Origin of the sequence: Vibrio sp. TRT 21S02 (genome assembly GCF_050113675.1) — a bacterium.
In the GTDB taxonomy this organism is placed as follows: Bacteria; Pseudomonadota; Gammaproteobacteria; order Enterobacterales; family Vibrionaceae; genus Vibrio.
In genome coordinates this window covers 302,657-325,227 of sequence record NZ_JBNJOI010000003.1, presented here as the reverse complement: position 1 = coordinate 325,227, position 22,571 = coordinate 302,657, and the positions used below count along the sequence as shown (strand labels likewise).

Annotated in this window: 18 protein-coding genes; 5 read left to right on the top strand and 13 right to left on the bottom strand. The window is 44.7% G+C overall.

Going from position 1 to position 22,571, the window contains the following annotated elements:
• The first annotated feature begins 6 nt into the window (after window positions 1–6).
• Window positions 7–690 (top strand): potassium channel family protein, encoded by a 684-nt coding sequence (locus ACQEXU_RS05530; protein ID WP_427009998.1) that lies wholly within the window; start codon window positions 7–9, stop codon window positions 688–690.
• On the top strand, window positions 683–1,786 hold the full coding sequence (locus tag ACQEXU_RS05525; RefSeq protein ID WP_427009997.1) for an AI-2E family transporter: 1,104 nt from the start codon (window positions 683–685) through the stop codon (window positions 1,784–1,786). The genes ACQEXU_RS05530 and ACQEXU_RS05525 overlap by 8 nt, the downstream gene beginning before the upstream one ends.
• 61 nt (window positions 1,787–1,847) lie before the next feature.
• On the opposite strand, the gene ACQEXU_RS05520 is transcribed toward ACQEXU_RS05525, so the two are convergent.
• From ACQEXU_RS05520 to ACQEXU_RS05505, 4 genes are all read right to left on the bottom strand, one after another.
• Complete coding sequence (locus ACQEXU_RS05520; RefSeq protein ID WP_427009996.1) at window positions 1,848–3,746, bottom strand: enterotoxin; 1,899 nt, start codon at window positions 3,744–3,746, stop codon at window positions 1,848–1,850.
• Window positions 3,747–4,035: 289 nt separating this feature from the next.
• Window positions 4,036–4,692, bottom strand: coding sequence for a hypothetical protein (locus tag ACQEXU_RS05515; protein ID WP_427009995.1), 657 nt, complete (start codon window positions 4,690–4,692; stop codon window positions 4,036–4,038).
• Between the two features lie 124 nt (window positions 4,693–4,816).
• The gene (locus tag ACQEXU_RS05510) at window positions 4,817–5,794 is read right to left on the bottom strand and encodes an ion channel (RefSeq protein ID WP_427009994.1); all 978 of its coding nucleotides are present in this window, start codon (window positions 5,792–5,794) and stop codon (window positions 4,817–4,819) included.
• A gap of 74 nt (window positions 5,795–5,868) precedes the next feature.
• Window positions 5,869–6,756, bottom strand: a complete 888-nt coding sequence (locus ACQEXU_RS05505; protein ID WP_427009993.1) for a LysR substrate-binding domain-containing protein — start codon at window positions 6,754–6,756, stop codon at window positions 5,869–5,871.
• A 109-nt stretch (window positions 6,757–6,865) separates the two neighbouring features.
• Here ACQEXU_RS05505 and ACQEXU_RS05500 point away from each other — a divergent pair, with 109 nt between their 5' ends.
• Window positions 6,866–8,125 carry a D-amino acid dehydrogenase gene (locus ACQEXU_RS05500; RefSeq protein WP_427009992.1) on the top strand — a complete coding sequence of 420 codons (1,260 nt, stop codon included), beginning with the start codon at window positions 6,866–6,868 and terminating at the stop codon, window positions 8,123–8,125.
• Window positions 8,126–8,409: 284 nt separating this feature from the next.
• Window positions 8,410–9,948 carry an alanine/glycine:cation symporter family protein gene (locus tag ACQEXU_RS05495; RefSeq protein WP_367987107.1) on the top strand — a complete coding sequence of 513 codons (1,539 nt, stop codon included), beginning with the start codon at window positions 8,410–8,412 and terminating at the stop codon, window positions 9,946–9,948.
• Between the two features lie 95 nt (window positions 9,949–10,043).
• Here the strand turns inward: ACQEXU_RS05495 and ACQEXU_RS05490 are convergent, their stop codons facing one another.
• The 4 genes from ACQEXU_RS05490 to guaB all read right to left on the bottom strand — a co-directional run bounded on the left by ACQEXU_RS05490 (window position 10,044) and on the right by guaB (window position 15,903).
• Window positions 10,044–10,637 (bottom strand): acetate uptake transporter, encoded by a 594-nt coding sequence (locus ACQEXU_RS05490; protein ID WP_367987108.1) that lies wholly within the window; start codon window positions 10,635–10,637, stop codon window positions 10,044–10,046.
• A 224-nt stretch (window positions 10,638–10,861) separates the two neighbouring features.
• Window positions 10,862–12,571, bottom strand: coding sequence for a chitinase (locus ACQEXU_RS05485; RefSeq protein WP_427009991.1), 1,710 nt, complete (start codon window positions 12,569–12,571; stop codon window positions 10,862–10,864).
• Window positions 12,572–12,808: 237 nt separating this feature from the next.
• On the bottom strand, window positions 12,809–14,362 hold the full coding sequence (gene guaA / locus ACQEXU_RS05480; RefSeq protein WP_427009990.1) for a glutamine-hydrolyzing GMP synthase: 1,554 nt from the start codon (window positions 14,360–14,362) through the stop codon (window positions 12,809–12,811).
• 77 nt (window positions 14,363–14,439) lie between these two features.
• Entirely contained in the window at window positions 14,440–15,903 is a 1,464-nt protein-coding gene (gene guaB / locus ACQEXU_RS05475) for an IMP dehydrogenase (protein ID WP_006877936.1), read from the bottom strand.
• Between the two features lie 232 nt (window positions 15,904–16,135).
• On the opposite strand from guaB, the gene xseA reads away from it, so the two are divergent.
• Window positions 16,136–17,467, top strand: a complete 1,332-nt coding sequence (gene xseA / locus ACQEXU_RS05470; RefSeq protein ID WP_427009989.1) for an exodeoxyribonuclease VII large subunit — start codon at window positions 16,136–16,138, stop codon at window positions 17,465–17,467.
• Here the strand turns inward: xseA and ACQEXU_RS05465 are convergent.
• The 5 genes from ACQEXU_RS05465 to ACQEXU_RS05445 form a co-directional block, all read right to left on the bottom strand.
• Window positions 17,460–17,684 carry a zinc ribbon domain-containing protein gene (locus tag ACQEXU_RS05465; RefSeq protein WP_367987113.1) on the bottom strand — a complete coding sequence of 75 codons (225 nt, stop codon included), beginning with the start codon at window positions 17,682–17,684 and terminating at the stop codon, window positions 17,460–17,462. The genes xseA and ACQEXU_RS05465 overlap by 8 nt on opposite strands.
• Before the next feature lie 327 nt (window positions 17,685–18,011).
• A complete protein-coding gene (locus ACQEXU_RS05460; RefSeq protein ID WP_427009988.1) occupies window positions 18,012–18,890 on the bottom strand; it encodes an alanyl-tRNA editing protein in 879 nt (292 codons plus the stop codon).
• A 72-nt stretch (window positions 18,891–18,962) separates the two neighbouring features.
• Window positions 18,963–20,450 carry a ribosome biogenesis GTPase Der gene (der, locus tag ACQEXU_RS05455; protein WP_427009987.1) on the bottom strand — a complete coding sequence of 496 codons (1,488 nt, stop codon included), beginning with the start codon at window positions 20,448–20,450 and terminating at the stop codon, window positions 18,963–18,965.
• Between the two features lie 273 nt (window positions 20,451–20,723).
• Window positions 20,724–21,884, bottom strand: coding sequence for an outer membrane protein assembly factor BamB (gene bamB, locus ACQEXU_RS05450; protein ID WP_427009986.1), 1,161 nt, complete (start codon window positions 21,882–21,884; stop codon window positions 20,724–20,726).
• A 10-nt stretch (window positions 21,885–21,894) separates the two neighbouring features.
• The gene (locus ACQEXU_RS05445) at window positions 21,895–22,509 is read right to left on the bottom strand and encodes a YfgM family protein (RefSeq protein WP_427009985.1); all 615 of its coding nucleotides are present in this window, start codon (window positions 22,507–22,509) and stop codon (window positions 21,895–21,897) included.
• Between the last annotated feature and the right edge of the window lie 62 nt (window positions 22,510–22,571).

Here is a 22,571-nt window from a genome sequence, read left to right as displayed (position 1 = left end):
ACACTTATGATCAGAAAAAAGATCCAAAAAATTAATCAGGAGAATAACTTCTTCTACCTCACCCTAGCGCTCATTGGCCTGCTGATCAGTGCGTCGCTAGTTCAGGTTCTAGGTAGTGGTTTGCTCGATATTGTCCTTCAAGGCTTTACGGTATTGACCTTTATCGTCTGCCTAGCCAGCTTGCGATTCGATCAAAACTGGTACCGTTTTCTCACCACATTGGTTGCAATATGGGTGGCAGTACTCGTCCTTCGCTCGCTATTGCATGTTGAAAAAATCGATGTCGTGATGCTGTGCTTAACCTTTGCCTTTTTCTTTGGCACGTTTAAGTCCATTGCTCGTCAAATTCTTTTCACCGGAAGCGTGAACATCAATAAAGTCATTGGCTCCGTTGCCTTGTTCTTGTTACTCGGTTTGATGTGGGCGATGGCTTATCTCATTTTATTAGAATTCGCCCCTGATTCATTCACAGGCATGAGCGCAGCGCCATGGGGAGAAAATTTTTCTAACGCTGCCTATTTCAGTTTTGTCACTCTCACCACTCTGGGGTATGGCGATATCAGTCCGGTTACGCCAATCGCTCAGGTCATCGTTTATTTAGAAGCCATTGTCGGCGTGTTTTATATGGCTATCGTCGTTTCAAGCTTAGTCAGCTCGAACATTGAACATCAGGTAAAGAAAAATGGATAAACAACTCGAACAACGTCAGAGCAAAATATTTGTCAGTAACATGGTGGAATCCGCCATTCGCATTGGCTTATTAGTTATTTTGCTGATTTTCACTTACGATATCATTAAACCTTTTATCATTCCGGTGATCTGGGGGGCGATCATTGCAGTTGCACTCATGCCACTGACATTAAAAATTCAAGCACTTTACCGTGGTCGTCGCGGCCTTGCGGCAACCACCATTGCGATCATCGGCATTGTCTTGCTCGTTACGCCTTTTGTAATGGTATCAAACTCAATTTATGACGGTATCAGCCATACACTTAGCGTACTGCAAAGCGGTCAGGTGAGTATCCCAGGACCAACCCAACGTATTGCTGATATCCCAGTAATTGGTGACAAGGTGTATGACGTGTGGAACCTGTTTGCTACCAACCTTGAAAAAGGGGTTCAGACCTTCCTGCCAGAGATCCAATCTTTCGTAACCATGTTGGCCTCTATGCTGGGTGGTGCATTGACTAGCCTTATCACCTTCATTATTGCTCTCGCGATTGCTGCGGGCTTTATGACGCACTCAGAAAAAGTCTCTGCGGCAATGCAAACCGTTATGGTTCGTGCTGTCGGCAAAAATGCAGAAGAGTGGACCACCATGACCGCTGCGACCATTCGCAGTGTGTTGATTGGTGTGGTTGGTGTTGCTTTCATTCAGGCGATGATCATCGGTTCTGCCATGTTCTTCTTCAATGTGCCTGCGGCTGGTCTGCTAACCCTTGGCGTGTTGATTCTATGTATTGCTCAACTTCCGGCACTCTTGATCGTTGCTCCAGTCATTTTCTATGTTTACTCAACAGGAGATGGAACAGGTACGATCATTTTCACCGCATGGGCACTGTTTGGTGGCATTGCAGATAACTTCCTAAAACCAATGTTAATGGGACGTGGTGTGGATGTGCCAATGCCTGTGATCTTAATTGGTGCGATTGGCGGGATGCTATTTGCAGGGATCGTCGGTCTGTTCCTTGGCTCAATTATCCTAGCGATCTGGTACAAGCTTTTCATCCTATGGCTAAACCAAGAACGTGAAGAGATTGAACAAGAGAGAAAACAAGCCGCTTAATTCAACGTCACTCGAAATAAAAAGCCATTCATGCAAATGAATGGCTTTTTTACGTATGGGATTAATGAATGGCTTCTGCATTGACAACCAAGGTTTCAAGTGGTTCAAGCTGAATAACGACAGGCGCACTATAACGCTCTGGTAAACTTGAGTTGGAACCATACGTCTGGCTTAACGAATAGCTTGTTTTAACTCCCGTAGGCAATTCAAAATCACGAGCGAGATCTAAGTAGTATGACTGCACTTTATCTGACGGATTACGCAACGAAAATATCGCTTTATTGCCATTCCAAGAGGCAAAACCGTACACATCCAGTAACGTCGGATTCCCTCCAATCCAATGAGAGTCCACCAGCACATCCGCATTGGCACGAGCCCAATTTGCCGCTTCCGCCAACGTATCCCATTTGTTTTCATTGAGCATACTCGGCGTAATGTACAGCTCTTGCAACTGGGTGCCAGTTGCAAAGTAAGACCAAACTTGATCGGCAAAATCTTGGTCTGTTTGCTCTTTTTCCAAGCCATAATAGGCATTTTCAGCACTGACAATACCGTGCAACATCAAAGAGGTCATTGGAAATAACGGCCCTTTGCGAACAATAGAGCGATAGGTTTCTGCATCCCGGTAAGTACTCCACTGCTGAGCAGGAGATCCTTTGCCATATAAGGTAATATCGTCACCTTGGCGCCAGATCGAGTCGGCATAGAAGAGCCAAGATGGACTTGCGTTGGTTCCCGTCGTGAGGTTGATAAATACCTTCTCATTTGCTTCACGCATGTTTTTGATCAGTTGCACGGAGGCATCAAAGTCGGATGCAAATTGGCTACCCTTAAGATGCTTAGTTGCATTGCCCATCCCATCCAATTTAAATGATGAGATGTGTTCATTTTTGATTAGGCCGATAATTTTATCGTTGAAGTTTCTAAAGTAATTCGGCCCAGCTAGCGCAAACTTGCCATCCACCGTTTCAAAGCCATTTTCTTTGGCGTGAGAAACTCGTATCTCGCGCGGTTTGTTGTAACCACCCCAAGGGGACAACCATAGACCCACACTTGCATTCATTGAATCAGCAAACTCTCGAACACCGCCGAAACCGTCAGCAAATGCGGGGCCGAACTCCCACTTTCCTGTCCGATCATCCCAGCCATCGTCGAGTAAAAAACCATCCAGTTTCACACCACGCTTTTTCACCAATTCTTGATAGAAAGCTGCCATTCTGTTTTTCACATCATCCTCGGTATATGGTGTAAAAAAGCCGATATCCATCCATGAGTTGTAATGCAAATAAGGCTGATACGCCCTTGGTCGCATGGCTTCAATAAAACCATTAAACTCTCGACGTAATTGGCTTACTTCATTGAATGTGCCGATATAGGTGGTAAAGGTTAATGGTGCTTCTTGGGTGATTGGCGTAACTAAATCGACGTTCAAATTGGTTTTGGTTTCATAGGCATAAGTATTAACTATCGGTTTGCGCGGCAAAATAAAGAAACTGCCCGCAACAATCGGTGAACTATTAATGGAACCTTCAACGTAAGGAGCCTGACTTTGGCCTTTCGTTGGCAAGAACGTCAGTTTGGCCACGCGCTGCTCATCACCTATCGCCGTAAAAGAATATGTAATACTGGCGTATCGCTCTTTGATAAGACTGAGTGTCATCGTCACATCAAAACTTGGGTGCAATAAGTGAAGATTGATTTGATCGCCACTACGACGAACTTCTTTCAAGGTGAAATCTTTTGTGTGGATCTTAGTTTCATCAGGAAGCGTGATAAAAAACAGCTCCGTTGGTGTCATCTTTTTATGTGCACGTAAATCGAGCAGAGAGAGCGCACCAGAGCTGTCATCAAATGTCATCGCCATCTGTTGGTTAGTTAATTTAATTGTATTCGCGTTTGCGTGAGAAGCCGCCATTATGATTGAAGCAACAAGAAGTCCATTGAATTTATTTGTTTGCATTACGTTGTGTCCCAATACGAGTGTTGAAAACACAACTATTAAATCAATCTGACAAAGCGCGTTTTTCGTACAAAATCACAGCAACCGACATTACGGAAAACAGCACAAATACCCTTTCATTTGATGGAAAATGAAAAGTCGCTCTTCGTTATTCTTCTCGACCTTTTTGGCATATTACTTACGATTAAATACCCAAGCCCCACACAAACTGAAAGAAGAGCGCTTCCTTCTTTCGATTTATCCTTGAGGTTTACAACCTGCGTCATATCACAAATATCAAAAGCGATGATTAATAAAAAGCGATATGCGTATCCCCTGAAGGTGAATAACGATGACCTAAAGAGCGAGAAGAAGAGACCGCATCCAGCCCTTCGCTTTGTCTTAAGCTATTGTAGATATACCGAGCAGAATAGCTGTTATCAATTAAGCAATTACGTAATGCGATCATAGGTTGGCATGCCTGTATGACAAAACGTTGATAGATATCGACTTCATCCTGATAACGGCGCTTAAAACTATGGGGATCAATAGGCTCTTCCACACCACGTTGTAGTTGCTGAAGTGACGGCGCAAATAGATCCACGACCATGTTTTCACAACGTAATGCAGAGGAATGATAAGCTGGGAACAAACGCTGAACTTGAGGAGAAATGTTATTTTCGGACAGTGCACTTTGCCTTTCGAGTTCATAAAGTAACGCATCTTCAGCCATTTGATTGGCCAAGCAAGCCTGAGCCTGCTTCTCTAACCCGTACTGCAGGCGTTCAAAGTTACGCTGGCTGACTTTTACATCCTGATCAAGACATAGACGACACGTTTGCTCAGAAGAAAGATCGCTATTGGTCGAAATCACGCTAGCAAGCAATAGCGCTTCAAATTGTTCATCGCTATTTGCCCACGCACTAAAAGAAATGATCACGGAGACGGTAAAAAGTGACATTTTCATCGGCATTACCTCCCAGAAGAGATAAGTCAATTATACCTCATCCCCGTGATTCAAAAATAAACGGATACAAAATACCCTATTTAATTCTTTGATATTGTGCATGTATTTACACTTTAATCGCTTTTTATCGGGTCATTTTTTTCACAAAGACCACCACAAAAAGCGCCATGGTAAAACTGCCTAAAAATGCTTCAAACGCGGCAATGAAACGAGCGATTCCCACTGGGGAGATATCGCCATAGCCGAGCGTGGTGAAGGTGACAACACTAAAGTAAAGCGCATTAAAAAACTCCAATGCATAAAACTGCCACCCCGTTACCCCCTCATAAACTGGGCTTGCAGCAGTGGTATCAAGGAAGAAGTAAGCCATTGCACAGGTAAAAATCAATGCAACTGAAAACACCACAACACGTAACGGGTCTTCCCCATAACCACAAAACAAATCCACGATCTTCGATATAAACCGCTTCAAGCTGTACAGTGGCATCTGATAACGGCGAAACCGCATCTCTTTTTGAAAAAACATACCAGCAGTCTCAAAAAGCCCCTGCTTTTCACATTGCTTTCGAACATTACGGCATACTTCTTCTGCCTCTTGGCATAATGAAATGCTTTCTTTGCGATTGGTCAGTTTACTCGCGGCCAACGCTTCTTGTTCTTGTTTTAGGTGTTTACCCCAATCAATGTTCTCTAAACGAGCACGGGCGAGCTCGGCACCAAGGAGATTGCTATTTTCTAATTTTGCACAATGCAAATTTGCATTCACTAGCTTAGCCTTCATTAAAGAAGTGCCACGTAAATCTAAGCCGAAAAAGTGTGCATCTGTCAGATCGGCTCGATAGAAGTCAGCATTACGACATAAATGTCCTTGCTTACTCCCTCGATTAACCAGATTAAGATCCACCAAGTTTGTTTTAGCCAACTGAAATCCGTCTAAAGGTTTACCCGCTGCGGCCCATTGCTCAACCTGTTTTTTTACGTCATCTTTGCTTTTATCTATGGCCGGATCATGCCAGTAACATAATCCAGATTCACCACCAGGTTGATCGCAGCACCAGCCATCGGGGTTTCGATAGCTGCATCGACCATGTTCTGATTTCATATGCGCTGCCCTCAATCAATTTTAAGTGTAGAAGGTGCATATGAGGCTGCCAGCTAAAATTACACCTAAGGAATTTAAAGAGAAGTCATTGCACTGGCTTGTTGATGCAGCCATTGTTTAAACAAACGGATGCTGTCATTTTCTCGGTGAGTAAGAATGAAATAACCAGCATTGGCTGAAATGGGTTCAAATGGGCTCACCAATTGCCCAGTATCCAATTCAGAACCAATCAGAGCCAGCCGAGCTAACGCCACTCCTACCCCAGCTTCTGCCGCGGACATTGCCATATCAGTGCGGTTAAAAAAATGCCCACGACGACACGCGATGTTCATTCCTTGGGCTTGCAGCCAGTAACGCCATTCCTGATCTTTGTCCGCTCCTCGCCACGGCATGGCATCGTGCAGCAATGTTGCATTGTTTAAGTCTGAAATTTCCGGATGCCTGCGTTGATAACCTTCACTCATTACAGGCAATAAATACTCTTCCATTAACAGTTCTGCATGCTTGTTACGATATGGAAACGAGCCATAATCAATGGCGATATCAAAATCATGACTCTCGCTATCCACTAAAGCACCTTCTGCAAAAGTATGGATCTGGATATCTGGATGAAGGCGTTGAAACTGCTCGAGCCGAGGTACTAGCCATTTGAATGCAAAAGAAGGTGTAAGTTTAAGCCGAACTTGTTTGTGCTCTTGGGGCTGCGTCACTTGGTGGACATGTTGTTCTATCGCTTGCAGGTGTGGCTCGATATTTTCAACCAAGTCACGCCCTCGTTCAGATAAACGAATTCCACGCGAATGCCTTTCAAAAACACTAAAACCCAACGACTGCTCAATCAATAACAATTGCTGGCTGACTGCTCCTGTTGTCAGGTGCATCGATTGTGCAGCCTTTGACAAACTCTCATGCTTTGCCACTTTGCAGATCAAGTTAAGCCCAGAAATCAATGCTGTTTTCATATCACCATAGGTTTTAGAAATTCTATACACTGCTAACAGATTTTATCGATTGTTAAGCAAATGTAAATCTTGCACTCTGCATCCATTATTTATTTGTGGAGTGGTCACTATGAAAGTGGTGGTTCTTGGAAGTGGTGTTATCGGCCTGACATCGGCATGGTATCTCACTCAAGCAGGATATGAGGTAACGGTCATCGATCGCCAACCTCGCAGTGGCGAAGAAACCAGCTTTGCCAACGCTGGACAAATTTCATATGGATATTCATCTCCTTGGGCAGCCCCCGGAATTCCAATCAAAGCGATCCGGTGGTTATTGGAAGAGCATGCCCCCTTAAAGATCAAACCAAGCTTAAATCCCCAAATGTTGCATTGGGCCATGCAAATGCTTTCAAATTGTACTCTCGATAAGTATCGCCAAAACAAATCACGCATGCTTGAGATCGCCAACTTAAGCCGTTATTGCCTCACTGAGCTAAAGCAAAAATATGACCTCCAATTTGAGGGAAGAGAAAAAGGGACATTGCAACTCTTTCGTACCGAAGCGCAACTGGCAGCAATTGAGAAAGACATTAGCCTACTTCAAGAAAGCCACACCCGCAGTAAATTACTAGATGTTAACCGTTGCCTTGAGCAAGAGCCGGGGCTCGCCCCCGTCAAAGATAAGTTAGTAGGCGGGTTATACCTTCCTGATGATGAAACAGGTGACTGCTACCTATTTTGTCAACAGATAACACAATTGGCTCAGGCCGCAGGCGTCGAGTTCCTATTTGATACCCAAATCGAGCAGTTGAAAACCAAGAATGGCAAAATCAGTGAAGTCATCACCAATAAGGGAAGCGTCACTGCTGATGCGTATGTCGTTGCCATGGGCAGTTACTCCACTCAATTACTCAAATCCGTTGGCATTAATATCCCGGTCTATCCCGTCAAAGGTTATTCACTGACTTTGCCTATCACCAATGAACAATACGCACCTCAATCCACCATCATGGATGAAACGTACAAGGTCGCTTTAACCCGTTTTGAACAAAGATTACGAGTGGCAGGAACGGCTGAATTAGCGGGATTTGACCCTAGCTTACCCGATAAACGGCTTGCAACCATTAACCATGTCGTGCGTGATTTGTTTCCCGATGGAGTCGATTTTACCCGAGCTGAATACTGGACTGGCTTTCGACCAATGACACCGGACGGTCCTCCTATTATTGGCCGTACGACGATAAGTAACTTATATACCAATACCGGACATGGCACCTTGGGTTGGACGATGGCTTGTGGCTCTGGTTATGTTCTTGCAGAAGTGATCTCGGAGCTGTCATACCCCAAAAAACGTTATGTCGATTTAAATATCTCTCGCTACTACGATTAACTTTATATTGTGCTGAGTTAACACAAAAACCCAGCACAACATTCAAAACCAAAGACTAAAACACTCCATATAAACATCCAAAACACACTTAACAGTCATAATAAAAATCAATAAAACAAAGCACAAAACCAATAATTACATCACTTATTAACAAAAATGTAGCATTTTGAGTCACCACTCACACTAAAACACAAAAAAGAACAAAACCATTAACAAACACCTTACAAAAAGAATTACCATCTTGGTCACAAAACAACCACAACATACGAAACAGGGAAACTCTTATGCAGTCTTTAGTTGATTTTCTGAATGGAATTATCTGGAGCCCAGCACTGATCTATTTGTGTTTGGGTGCTGGTTTGTTCTATTCGATCATGACGCGCTTCGTTCAAGTTCGTCATTTCTTTGAAATGTGGCGCCTACTGCTCTCAGGTAAAAGTTCGAAGAAAGGTATCTCCTCCTTCCAAGCACTTGCGGTATCACTCTCAGGCCGAGTCGGCACGGGTAACATTGCAGGCGTTGCCGCAGCAATCGGCTTTGGTGGTCCCGGCGCGGTCTTCTGGATGTGGATGGTCGCTTTCTTCGGTGCAGCAACCGCTTATGCAGAGTCAACCTTGGCACAAATATACAAAGAAGAAGATAACGGCGAGTTTCGTGGTGGTCCGGCATACTACATTGAAAAAGCCATGGGGCAGAAATGGTACGCTTGGATTTTCGCAATCGCGACTATTTTCGCTTGTGGTGTTTTACTTCCTGGCGTTCAATCAAACAGTATTGGTAACGCAGTAGAAGCCGCTTTCGGCTCAGGTGACATGATTGAAACCGCCATGGGTACCTTTAGCTTTGCAAAAATCCTTACCGGTACCGTAATTTCAATCATCCTCGCTTTCATTATCTTCGGTGGTGTAAAACGTATTGCCAACTTCACACAGATTGTTGTTCCGTTTATGGCACTCGCTTATATCATCACGGCATTCGTGATCATTCTACTCAATATTGGCGAAGTCCCACGCATCATTGGCATGATTCTAGGCGATGCCTTCACTCCGATGGCCGGCGTTGGTGCTGCAATTGGTTGGGGGGTAAAACGTGGTGTGTACTCTAATGAAGCAGGCCAAGGGACGGGCCCACACGCAGCGGCTGCAGCCAGTGTTGATCACCCTGCCCAACAAGGCCTCGTGCAATCTTTCTCAATCTACATCGATACCTTGTTAGTATGTTCTGCAACAGCCTTCATGATTTTAATTACTGGTGCCTACAACGTACATGGCGCTGAAGGTTTCCTTATTCAAAACCTTTCCGCTGATATTGGTGCAAATGGTCCTGTATTTACACAAATGGCCATAGAGAGCGCATTACCAGGTATTGGTAAACCATTCATTGCGGTTGCACTGTTTTTCTTCGCTTTCACAACGATCTTAGCTTACTACTATATCGCAGAAACCAACATTGCTTACATTCGCCGTACCTTTAAGGTAAATGGGCTTATGTTCGTGCTAAAACTGGTGCTCATCTCCGTTGTGTTCTACGGTACAGTTAAAACAGCGAACCTAGCTTGGGCAATGGGTGATGTCGGTGTAGGCCTCATGGCGTGGCTCAACATCGTCGGTATCCTGATTATTTTCTTTATGTCTAAACCTGCATTAAAGGCATTAAAAGACTACGAAGAACAGCAAAAGCAAGGCGTGACTGAATTTACCTTCAACCCAGTGAAGCTTGGTATCAAAGGGGCTGATTATTGGGAAGATAAGTACCGTCGTAAGACGGGTCAGTCTCCAGAAGCGGAGCAATCAAAACAAGCGGTGGAACAGCCATCGACTTAACTGAGAATTAAAAAGCAGTGGTAAGAAAAAAGGGTTAGCAAAGCTAACCCTTTTCTTTTCCTCAACCTGTTCCCGTTGAGTAAAGCTGATAGAAATTACGCTGCGATTTCTTGCGCTGCAATTTCTGGCTTTTTCTTTTCGCCAATTGGCAAAATAGTACGGCCGTATTCGTTATTAAGTACTTGTGCCATAGCGAAGTAAATAGCACTTGCACCGCAGAAGATACCTTCAAAACCAGCAAGAGTGCCGATAAGTTCGCTGCCAGTAAAATCACGCGCCGCTAGCAGGCCAAATAGAATCGTAAGTGAGCCAAATACAACTTGCTTAGCAAATGGGTAGCATAGAGAGCCAATAAACATAAAACCAGTGAAAATACCCCATAGTGCTAGGTACCAACCCATGAAATGTGCAGGGCTAGCAGGTAGACCCATGTATGGCATTACGATCAAACCAACCAATGTTAGCCAGAATAGACCATAAGAAGTAAACGCTGTTGTACCAAACGTATCGCCACGCTTAAAGCACATGATACCAACGATAACTTGGCTCAGACCGCCGTAAAAAATACCCATTGCAAGGATCATTGAATCCATCGGGAAGAAACCTGCATTGTGGATATTCAGCAGAATAGTAGTCATACCAAAACCCATAAGACCTAGAGGTGCTGGGTTAGCCAGTTTCGTTGACATTGACGCGTACCTTTAAAAAAAGTTGATAAAATTTACGCGCGAATTTTAATGAAGCAAAAAATAAACACAAAAGCGTTTTTCACAAACTAAGTTTCCATTTATAGCCAAATGAAATCTATTGCATTTAAATAAGTTCAATATTTCATCAGGTTATGAATGCTAAATAAAAAAGCTTCGGCATAAACCGAAGCTTTTAAATCTAGATCACAATGACCGAAGGAGTCTTACTGGCAGCTGATCTCATCCCAGAACCAGTTTGATTGAGTTGGTGTTTCCCATACTCCCGGACCATTCTTCGCGATAAAGCATTTACCGTTGTACGTCACTTTATCTCCGTCAGCGACCTGAGTAACCCCTGGTTCCCATTGAATGAAAGTATTTGGATCTGGAGTTGGTGTTGGCTCAGGGTCTGGCGTTGGTGTTGGTTCAGGATCCGGAGTTGGCTCTGGATCTGGCGTTGGTGTTGGCTCTGGAGTCGGCTCCGGAGCAGTTGGTGCACCAGAAACAAGTTCCCATGGCCCACCATTTGCTGGGTCATCACCTTGAGTCCACCATTTCGCCTGATAAGTTGCGCCATTGTGCGTCACTTGGTCACCACCAACGTATACTTTGTTCACATCCCATGCATTACCACCTGGGTCAGTGCCAGGATCAACCGGATCAAGCTGGTCCACCACTCGTACTTCTGGCCAGCTCGAATGAGAGCCATAGTAGTTAGTCACACACTTCTCGTAGTCACCCGGTACCAGTGCAGAATACGCGGTTTGGAAACCTACAAGTTCACATTCAAACGAGTAACCACCCGGACGGTCTGCATAGTATTTCCAGTTTCCATCCCAGTTGGTATACAGCACATCAGTCGCACCATTTAGGTTCAAACTGCCATAAGGCGTTTGCTGCCAACACGTGTTTTTCTCATCAGCTTTTAATGGAATTTGATAATGGTTAGATAAGCCTTCCCAGTAACGGATACGGTTAACTGGCTGGCCTTTGTCTTTATTTTGTTCACCACACTCAATACCACCGTTAATGATATTGATGGTCGTACCAAAGCCATAACCAATCCCAGCATCAGTCTCACGTTGTGATGGAGACCAAGTACGGTCGATGACATGCAACATGGCTGGTTTTGGCGCTTGAGGCGTTAAGAAGAACCAGATCGCAGAAGCTAAGTTCAGCCATGAATCAGCAACCAAACCTGGGTTATTTAGCAATACGCTTGCATCGCCATCAAACATCACCTCAGAAAACGCGCCGTAGTTAAAGTGGTAAGAAAGCTGTTTAGCACCACGGCCGAAATAACCTTGTCCAGCAGCACAAGGCCATTTTTTATTTTGCCAATCGTTTTGACCACACCCAGTCGTATAACCAGTTTGACCTTCACTCCACCCCATTTCACGGACATGAACAAGCGCTTGCTGCCACTCTTCAAGACGTTGTGGATTGTCAGACACATTGTCCACGGAAATATGACCGCCTGTCTCTTGCGCAAAATGCGCAAATGCAGTCACAATGGATGTCTTACAGATCTCATCAGAGTTGCGGCCATCGGTGTATTCACCACAAAATGCTGGAAACTTACCAATAGCACGTAAGAAACGTGTATAGGTGTATTCAGGAGCTGCCATCTGAGTTAGAAAATCCCACTCTGTACGAGGGAAAACTCGCTCAGCACGTTTAACGTTATCTGGGTTTGTAGCCAAACCTGGTGCAATTGCTTCTACCACCGTATTTGGCTGCGTTTCCAAAGCTTTCGCCCAAATGGCATACATAGGATCAGACGTTTGCGCCTGCTCCGCTGCGAGTAGATCAGCTCGAGAAACCACATAACCCGTTGGGTTTTGTGGATCCGGCTGAATGTTCATGGTAGCTGCAAAGCTGGCAGCAGATAAGGTACAACCTACCGCTAGGGCTAAATGTTTCACTTGTAACATCAGTCTGTCCTTTCATTTCCGTAAATTGAGTTCCTCCAAAGAGTAGAATCTTGCATTCTGTGATTGCACCGATTTACCTGATAACACACTAAATTTGCGAGTTAATTCGATTTGATCTACTGAAACAAATGAATACAAGCATTACAAATGGATAGCAAACAACAGTTTTAACCAAATTTGTGAACATAAAAAAGCCCCGGCACAAAGGCCGGGGCTGATAGTTAACTCAATATCGAATTATTCCCATTCGATTGTCGCTGGTGGCTTACCGGAGATATCGTAAACCACGCGAGAAATACCATCTACTTCATTGATGATACGGTTAGAAACCTTACCTAAGAAGTCGTATGGCAGGTGCGCCCAATGTGCAGTCATGAAGTCGATAGTCTCTACGGCACGTAGTGATACAACCCAATCGTACTTACGACCATCGCCCATTACACCCACAGAACGTACTGGTAGGAATACCGTAAACGCTTGAGATACTTTGTTGTATAGGTCAGCAGCGTGTAGCTCTTCAATGAAGATAGCATCTGCGCGACGTAGTAGATCACAGTATTCTTTCTTGATTTCGCCAAGAACGCGAACACCTAGACCAGGCCCTGGGAATGGGTGGCGGTAAAGCATATTGTAAGGTAAGCCTAACTCTAGACCAATCTTACGTACTTCATCTTTGAACAGTTCACGTAACGGCTCAACAAGGCCCATTTCCATATCATCTGGCAGACCGCCCACGTTGTGGTGTGATTTGATCACGTGCGCTTTACCCGTCTTAGATGCTGCTGATTCGATAACATCTGGGTAGATAGTACCTTGAGCTAGCCATTTCGCGTTTTTCAGCTTCTTAGACTCTTCATCAAATACGTCTACGAATACGTGACCGATTGTCTTACGCTTCTCTTCTGGATCTGCTTTGCCTTCAAGCGCTTTTAAGAAACGGTCTTCAGCGTCAACTTTGATGATATTCAGACCAAACTGGTCACCAAACATATCCATTACTTGCTGACCTTCGTTTAGACGAAGTAGACCGTTGTCAACAAATACACATGTTAGCTTGTCACCGATTGCGCGGTGAACCAGCATAGCGACTACCGACGAGTCCACACCACCCGATAGGCCTAGGATCACTTCGTCATCTCCCACTTGCTCTTTAATACGAGCAACGGCGTCTTCGATGATCGATTCAGACGTCCATAGACGCTCACAGCCACATACGCCAAGAACGAAGTTCTCTAGCATTTGTAGGCCACCTTTAGTGTGTGTTACTTCTGGGTGGAACTGAACGCCGTAGTATTTCTTCTCTTCGTTTGCCATCGCAGCGTAAGGACAAGTGTCCGTTTCGCCAACTTTGACGAAGTCTGCTGGAATTTCGACTACTTTGTCACCGTGGCTCATCCATACATCTTGAATTTCTTCAAGATCTTTAAAAATAGAAGATTCACCAGATACTTTAACTTGTGCATAGCCGAATTCACGTTCAGTAGAACCCGCTACTTTACCACCTAGCTGCTCAGCCATGGTCTGCATGCCGTAACATACACCTAGTACCGGTACACCTGAATCAAATACGTATTGAGGCGCACGTGGAGAATTCTCTTCTGTTACGCTTTCTGGACCACCAGATAAGATAATGCCATCTGGATTGAATTCACGAATATCCGCTTCTTCAACATCCCAGCTCCATAGCTCACAGTAAACACCAATTTCACGTACACGGCGCGCTACAAGCTGAGTGTACTGAGAGCCGAAGTCTAAGATCAGAATACGTTGGTCATGAATATTTTTTGTCATTGGGTCAATCTCGGAATTAATTTAGTGGATGGGAGACAGTTGTCTCCCATAATCTTCAAAATAATTGTGGTTAGCTATTAACCCAATCGGTAGTTTGGTGCTTCTTTTGTGATTTGCACGTCGTGAACGTGAGACTCTTTCATACCCGCGCCAGAGATACGAACGAATTCAGCTTTCGTACGCATATCTTCAATCGTTGCGCTACCTGTTAGGCCCATGCTTGAACGTAGACCACCCATTTGTTGGTGAACGATCTCTTTTAGGCGACCTTTGTATGCGATACGACCTTCGATGCCTTCCGGTACTAGCTTGTCTGCTGCGTTGTCAGACTGGAAGTAACGGTCAGAAGAACCTTGAGACATAGCGCCAAGTGAACCCATACCACGGTAAGCTTTGTATGAACGGCCGTTATATAGGATAACTTCGCCAGGTGCTTCTTCAGTACCCGCGAACATTGAACCAACCATGACACATGATGCGCCTGCGACGATAGCTTTACAGATATCACCTGAGAAACGGATACCGCCATCAGCGATAACTGGAATACCGTGCTGGTTTGCTACTTCTGCAGCATCAGCAATCGCAGTAACTTGAGGAACACCTACACCCGTTACGATACGCGTGGTACAGATGGAACCAGGGCCGATACCCACTTTCACGGCACTTACGCCAGCATCGATAAGCGCTTTAGCACCGGCACCTGTCGCTACGTTACCACCGATGATGTCGAGATCTGGGTATGCAGCGCGAGTTTCACGGATACGGTTTAGAACACCTTCCGAGTGACCGTGTGAAGAGTCGATAAGTAGCACGTCAACGCCCGCTTCAACTAGAGCAGCAACACGCTCTTCGTTACCTGCGCCAGCGCCAACTGCAGCACCTACGCGTAGACGGCCTTGTGCATCTTTACATGCGTTAGGCTTACGCTCTGCTTTGTGGAAATCTTTCGCGGTGATCATACCGGTTAGTTGGAACTCATCGTTCACTACCAGTACTTTCTCCACGCGCGCTTTGTGCATTTTCTCTTGAACTTCTTCACGAGTTGCCCCTTCTTTGACTGCTGCTAGGCGCTCTTTAGGCGTCATCACAACATCAACTTTCTTAGAAAGATCCGTTACAAAGCGAACGTCACGGCCAGTGATGATACCAACAAGTTCGTTTGTATCTGTTACCACTGGGAAACCTGCAAAACCATGCTTTTCTGTTAGGGCAACAACATCAGCGATTGTTGCATCAGGGCTTACAGTTACGGGGTGAGAAACTACACCTGCTTCGTAAATCTTCACCTGGTGAACCATCTGAGCTTGCTGCTCAATAGACATGTTTTTGTGGATAAAGCCAATGCCACCCTCTTGCGCTAGCGCAATCGCTAGACGAGCTTCAGTTACGGTGTCCATAGACGCCGAGATCATTGGGATGTTTAGGGTGATGTTCTTAGTCAACTGAGTGCGAAGATCAGCTGTGTTTGGGAGAACGGTGGAGTGAGCTGGCACGAGTAGTACGTCATCGAATGTCAGCGCTTCTTTGGCAATTCTTAGCATTTGCAATATCTCACAATTAGAGGAGTAAAAAGAACAATCCAATCTCATCGTTTCGCATAATGAGGGCAACCAGTTTTGTGTAACTAGTCACATTTGGATTAGATATTGCGGACGGATTATACGGTTAACGTAATCGCTTGACCACAAATTTTTTAATTTTTTTCTTGCATTTACCCCCTTGATATGTATTATATTGCCGCTAATTTCCATACTCACGTCCACGAGATTAGTAGTGTCATCTCTGACCAATCAAAACATTTTCACTGTTTCCCGTTTGAATGCAGAAGTTCGTTTACTCCTTGAAAACGAAATGGGGATCGTGTGGTTGGTCGGTGAGCTGTCAAACTTTTCCGCCCCCGTATCCGGCCATTGGTATTTCACCCTCAAAGATTCACGTGCTCAAGTGAAGTGTGCAATGTTTAAGGGAAACAATCGTCGTGTCACCTTTAAACCCGTTAATGGCAATCAAGTCTTAGTCAAAGCTCGACTTTCCCTATATGAACCTCGTGGTGACTATCAACTGATCGTTGAAAGCATGCAACCCGAAGGTGATGGTAGGCTGCAACAACAGTTTGATGAGCTCAAGATGAAACTGGCGGGCGAAGGTTTATTTGCTCAGACTAATAAACGCCCTCTCCCTGAACACCCGCAACGTGTCGGTGTTATTACTTCGAAAACGGGCGCAGCTCTGCATGATATTCTTGATGTACTAAAGCGCCGAGATCCTTCGTTACCTGTAGTTATTTACCCGACAATGGTTCAGGGAGAAGAAGCTGCAATTCAAATTGCTCAAGCAATTGGTCGTGCAAATAGTCGAAATGAGTGTGATGTACTCATCGTCGGCCGTGGTGGTGGTTCACTCGAAGATCTGTGGTGTTTCAACAATGAAATTGTAGCGCGCACCATCGCAGCAAGTCAGATCCCTATCATCAGTGCCGTAGGTCATGAAGTCGATGTGACGATTGCAGACTTTGTCGCCGACATGCGGGCGCCAACCCCTTCAGCGGCGGCTGAACTGGTGAGCCGTGACAACAACCATAAAGATCAAGCACTCCTAACGCGGCAACATAAATTAGCTAGCGCAATGCGCTACTACTTAGCGCAGCAAAAGCAGCAATCGGCTCAACTGATGCACCGATTGGAGCGTCAGCATCCAAGCTATCAACTGCAACGTCAAACACAACAGTTAGATGAGTTAGACATGCGCTTGCAACGCGCAATGCAACGATTCATCACGACGCGCCAGCAAGCCGTTGAGCGTAAGCATCATCGCCTACAATTGAATTCACCAGTAAAACGTTTAGCAGAGCAAAAATCGAAGCTTGATCGCGTTGAGCAAAAGCTAATGGATGCAATGGATCGTAAGTTACTGACCATGCGCCATCAACTGGCAATCGCGGCAGAAAAATTAGATACGGTGAGCCCACTTGCTACATTAAAACGTGGTTATTCAATCACACAAACAGAGCAAGGTCAGGTGGTGACTCAAGCGAAAGATGTAAAAACGGGCGACACGTTAGTCACCCGCTTATCTGATGGTGAGCTTCGCTCTACGGTTAACTGACTTTTTGAAACTCAAATCGAACCCGTGACTTTGATTTGAGTTCATTACAACTATTGCAGAAGTAATTTGCCGCACCACAAGCTTGCAGCTTTTCAAGCTCAGCCTCACAATCAGGACAAAATCCTGCTTTTTTATAGTCAACATGACATTCTTTGCAATGATAGTGACCTTGCCAATCGAGCTCCTGATGACATTCTGGGCATAAATTATCAGACATTTCGATCTCTCATTAAGCTTATTCCTCTGACAGATGCGCATAGTAACAATTGCATTCATTTTGGTATTGATCTCTGTCACATGGAGTTAAGCCATTGTTGGCACTGAGCGGCAGCATCGTTTATGTTTTCTTTTACACGGATGATCATTTCAAGATCATCGGCAAAATCCATTTTGATCAGCGATCTGCCCCAAAAAGAACATTTATATAACCACACACCGAAAGCATAAGTTACATGTGCTGTTTTTGAATTTTAAACAATACAATAAACCAAATATAGATATAAAAATCAGATTATCAGAATTACATAAAATGATCGTAATTCAACTATGATGGTTTTACATCGGTTTGCATTTCAATATTCTGAGCATCAAGCTCAGTCAGGCTCACTTTGATTTCAGCAAAATCAGCTAAGCCAGAAACATGTGTACCACCGCATGGGATTACAGCAAGCTCCCCTTCTCCTAAGTCACATTGCCAGTACCTTGAATCAGTTAAGGTTTCACCATGACATAATATCTCAACTTGTGGCTGAGCAGCCAGCCACTCTGTCAATTGATCGTTGACCTTATCAACAATAAGCTGCAGATCAGTTAGCATATCGACACTATTTAGGCCGCGTTTTCGCAATGTTTTACCTAGCCGATAAGTATCCACGCAACAATCTTCAGTGACAAAGCTCGTCACTTGCGCATAGCTGTTAAAGTCATAGTTACCGTGAGCGTCTTTTCTGTCTGCATCTTTACGCCAATAGCCATCACGAGTGAGTACTTTATTTAACGCCAAGAAGGCTAAATGACCAGCACTATGGCCTCGGCTTAATGCCTCTTGGTAAGTTCTATCGACACTTAAGCACACACGCTCACCTTCGATGACAGCAGATGCATCAGCATTAATGCAATGCACGACAACAAAGGACCAACCGGGTTCATCTCGTTTTACGGGAATGGCTTCGCCTACGTACAACGTCTCAGTCTCTCGCTCTATAGCGCCTACCAGACAGTTGAAGACCGAGAAGCGCTGACTGCCAATGCGCAAGCAACCTTTGTCAGCAGGGTGATCTGGCCAAATATGGCTTACAGGATGAAATGGGGTCTCTTCTGTAATCACGTAAATGCCATCATCATAGGATTCGACGAACAGGATCTGACTCTCCAACTGCCAAATACCATGACAAAACTTCGTGATGGTTGCACTCACTGCCACTTTTCTTTTCCTTCAAGTACAAAAAAGCGCCAGTAGAATACATGGCGCTTTACTAAATTTTTCTATGAGATGCTATTTCTTACGGTTTTTCATCATACTCATTAGGCGTTTACGTTTACGCTCTTGAGATAATGTCATCTTACCGCCTTTACCTTCAAATGGGTTATCGCTGCTCTGGAAGTTAATGCGGATTGGTGTCCCCATGATTTCCAGTGACTTACGATAATAGTTCATCAGGTAACGTTTGTATGAATCTGGCAGCTCATTAACTAGGTTCCCGTGAACTACAACGATTGGTGGGTTATAGCCACCTGCGTGTGCATATTTAAGTTTCACACGGCGACCACGAACCATTGGTGGTTGGTGATCTTCTGTTGCCATCTTCATGATACGTGTTAATACCGAAGTACCCACACGTGTCGTTGCTGATTTGTAAGCCTCTTGAACCGATTCAAATAGATGGCCAACACCTGTACCATGAAGCGCAGAGATAAAGTGAATACGAGCAAAGTCGACAAATCCAAGACGACGATCCAGCTCTTTCTTCACATGCTCTTTCACATCCATGTCCAAACCATCCCATTTATTGACAGCAAGAACAATTGAACGGCCTGCATTCAAAGCAAAGCCTAGTAAGCTTAAATCTTGATCTGAGATGTTTTCACGTGCATCAATAACCAACAACACAACGTTGGCATCTTCTACCGCTTTCAACGTTTTAACAACGGAGAATTTCTCAACCGTTTCATTGATACGCTTACGACGACGAACACCGGCAGTGTCAATAAGCACGTATTCACGACCATCACGCTCCATTGGGATGTAAATTGAGTCTCGAGTCGTGCCCGGCATGTCATACACAACCACACGCTCTTCACCCAAAATACGGTTCGTCAGCGTTGACTTACCCACGTTTGGACGACCGATAATCGCTAACTTAATTGGCTGCTCTTGAAGACGCTTAAACTCTTCTTCAGCTTCTTCTTCTGTGTAGTCGACTTTCTCTTCTTCTTCGTCTTCAAAACCAGTTAGATCTTCAATCTCACCTTGAACTGATTCAAGCATTTGCTCTGCAAATGGATTTAAAGCACGATCGATCAGAGCACCAACCCCACGACCGTGAGCCGCTGCAATTTGGTACATGTTCTCTACACCAAGCTGCCAAAACTCAGCCGATGCAGCATCCGCATCAATACCATCAACTTTGTTGACAACCAGCATTGACGGTTTTTCAATTTTACGTAGGTGATTGGAAATCGCGATATCAGCTGGAGTTAGACCAGCACGACCATCAACCATAAACAAAACAACATCAGCTTCATCAATTGCTGCTAATGACTGTTCTGCCATTTTAGTTTCAACACCCTCTTCACTGCCATCAATACCACCAGTATCAATAACAATGAATTCATGTTCACCCAATTTTGCCTGACCATATTTACGGTCACGCGTTAGGCCAGGAAAATCCGCAACCAATGCGTCACGCGTGCGAGTCAATCGGTTAAATAACGTAGACTTACCTACGTTCGGACGCCCAACCAGGGCAACAACAGGTACCATAATAACCTCTACAATATTCTTTCTATGTAGTTATAGGTAATGACTTGTTATCAGTCGTTAACCAGTGTTTACCTATAACTACAAACCTACATTGGGATACTCTTTATGATAGAACGAGCGATTAAAACCGTATCAAAAAGCAGTGGCTAGTCGAAACTATGTCTAGCACAACACCCAAGTGAATTATTTGTTCTTAAATTTTCAGAGTATACGCAACAAAACGGCTCCTAACTGTTAACCAGCCAGGAGCCGAATGTGAATTGTATCACGAAATTATTCGTTGATCGTCAGTTTCTTTACATCGCCATCACGAGTAACAATGACATAGCCTTCGTCTAACGCAATTGGTGCAACAGCTAAACCACTGTCACTCACATATTGCTGAGCAACAAACTCGCCCGAACTACGATCTATCCAGTGCAAGTAACCTTGACTGTCACCTACAACAACGTAGCCATCGATGATTGCTGGTGCAGTTAATAAACGGTGTTGAAGTAAATCATTACTCCATAACTCCGTTCCACTACGAGCATCAACTGCCACAATGTGATCTTTGTCCGTCACAAGAAATAGTCGGCTACCATCGCTGTTCATGTCTGTCGCAGAAGAGTAAGTACGCTTCCAAGCAGGCTTACCTGAACGCAAATCAATCGCTGTCAACTGCCCATTAATGCCGACAATGTAGAGTGAGCTGCCTAGAATTACTGGCGATGCATCCACATCAACCAATCGATCAATTTCAGTGGCACCTTGTGGTGTACCGATTGGTTGTTGCCAGATCAACTGACCACGCTCAACAATTGCGGCCGCTAGACGACCATTTGCCGTACCCCAGAATACACCGCCACCAACGGCTGCAGGTGTACTATCACCACGCAATGTGAGGTTTGGCACTTCAGTGCTAATGGTCCACTTTTGCTCTCCAGTATCTTGCGCAAGAGCAATCAACATACCTCGGCTGGTGTGTACAATAACTAGGTTATTGTCAGTCGTAGGGTTTGCGAGAACCTCACCATCAACATCGACGCGCCACTTAACTTCACCGGTTTCTTCATCCAGTGCGATTACTTGACCATTTTCACTGCCGATAAATATCTGGCTGTAGGCTGCAGTAATGCCACCAGATAAACGAGCGATGGTGTCTTGCTCTAAATCGGTCTCCCATAAAGTTTGACCATTCTCAGGATCCAATGCTTTTACTAAACCATCTCGCGCAGCAACAAAGACTTTACCGTATGCATAAGCTGGCGATAGGTTCGAAAAGTAATGACCAACACCATCACCGATTGAAGTGCTCCAATTTGAGCTCGGTGTGAATTCACTGTCCACCTGTGGCAATGGCGCCATAATGATGGTGTCTTCTTCACTTGCACAACCCGCTAGAGTACCAAGGATCACTGCAGTAGCTAGTGCTTTACTAAGAAGCTTCTTCATTCAAACGCCCTTACTTGGCCAGATCATCCAACTTCATTTGCAATGTCTGACTTGCATCTTCTGCTTGCTGAGCTTCTGTGTAAGCCGCATATGCGCCAGAACTGTCGCCTTTACGTAGCAAAATATCACCACGTAATTCAGCGATGCGCCCAGCCCAACCTGAATCATTGATATTTGCTAACTCAGAAATTGCTGCATCAAAATTGCCTTGTTCCGCCGTAACACGAGCTAAACGGTAAGTTGCAACGGTAGATAAAGCTGCGTCTTTCGTTGCACCTTTCGCCCACTCTAGCTGCGCTAGCGCTTCATCAAGGTTACCTGCTTCAATTTGAACTTTAGCAAGTTGCAATGCAGCCAATACTGCGTACTCAGTCTCTTTATTGCCATCAATAAAGCTCTGAACCGCACCTTCAGCTTCCGCGCCTTGCGCTTGAAGTGAAGTGATGACTTTCGTGTATGACTCAGAAGCAGCTTCTTGAGCCGCAGTCACTGAATCTTGGTAATAACGCCAACCAAACAGACCACCTAAACCGATCACGGCACCAAAAATGACAGCTTTGCCATTCTCTTTCCACCAATCTTTGATCGCTTCAACTTGTTGTTCTTCAGTATCGTAGAGTTCCACTTCCTGTCCTCTTAAATTCACAAAAAGTGGCGATCGAAATCGCCACTTCAAAATCAGATATA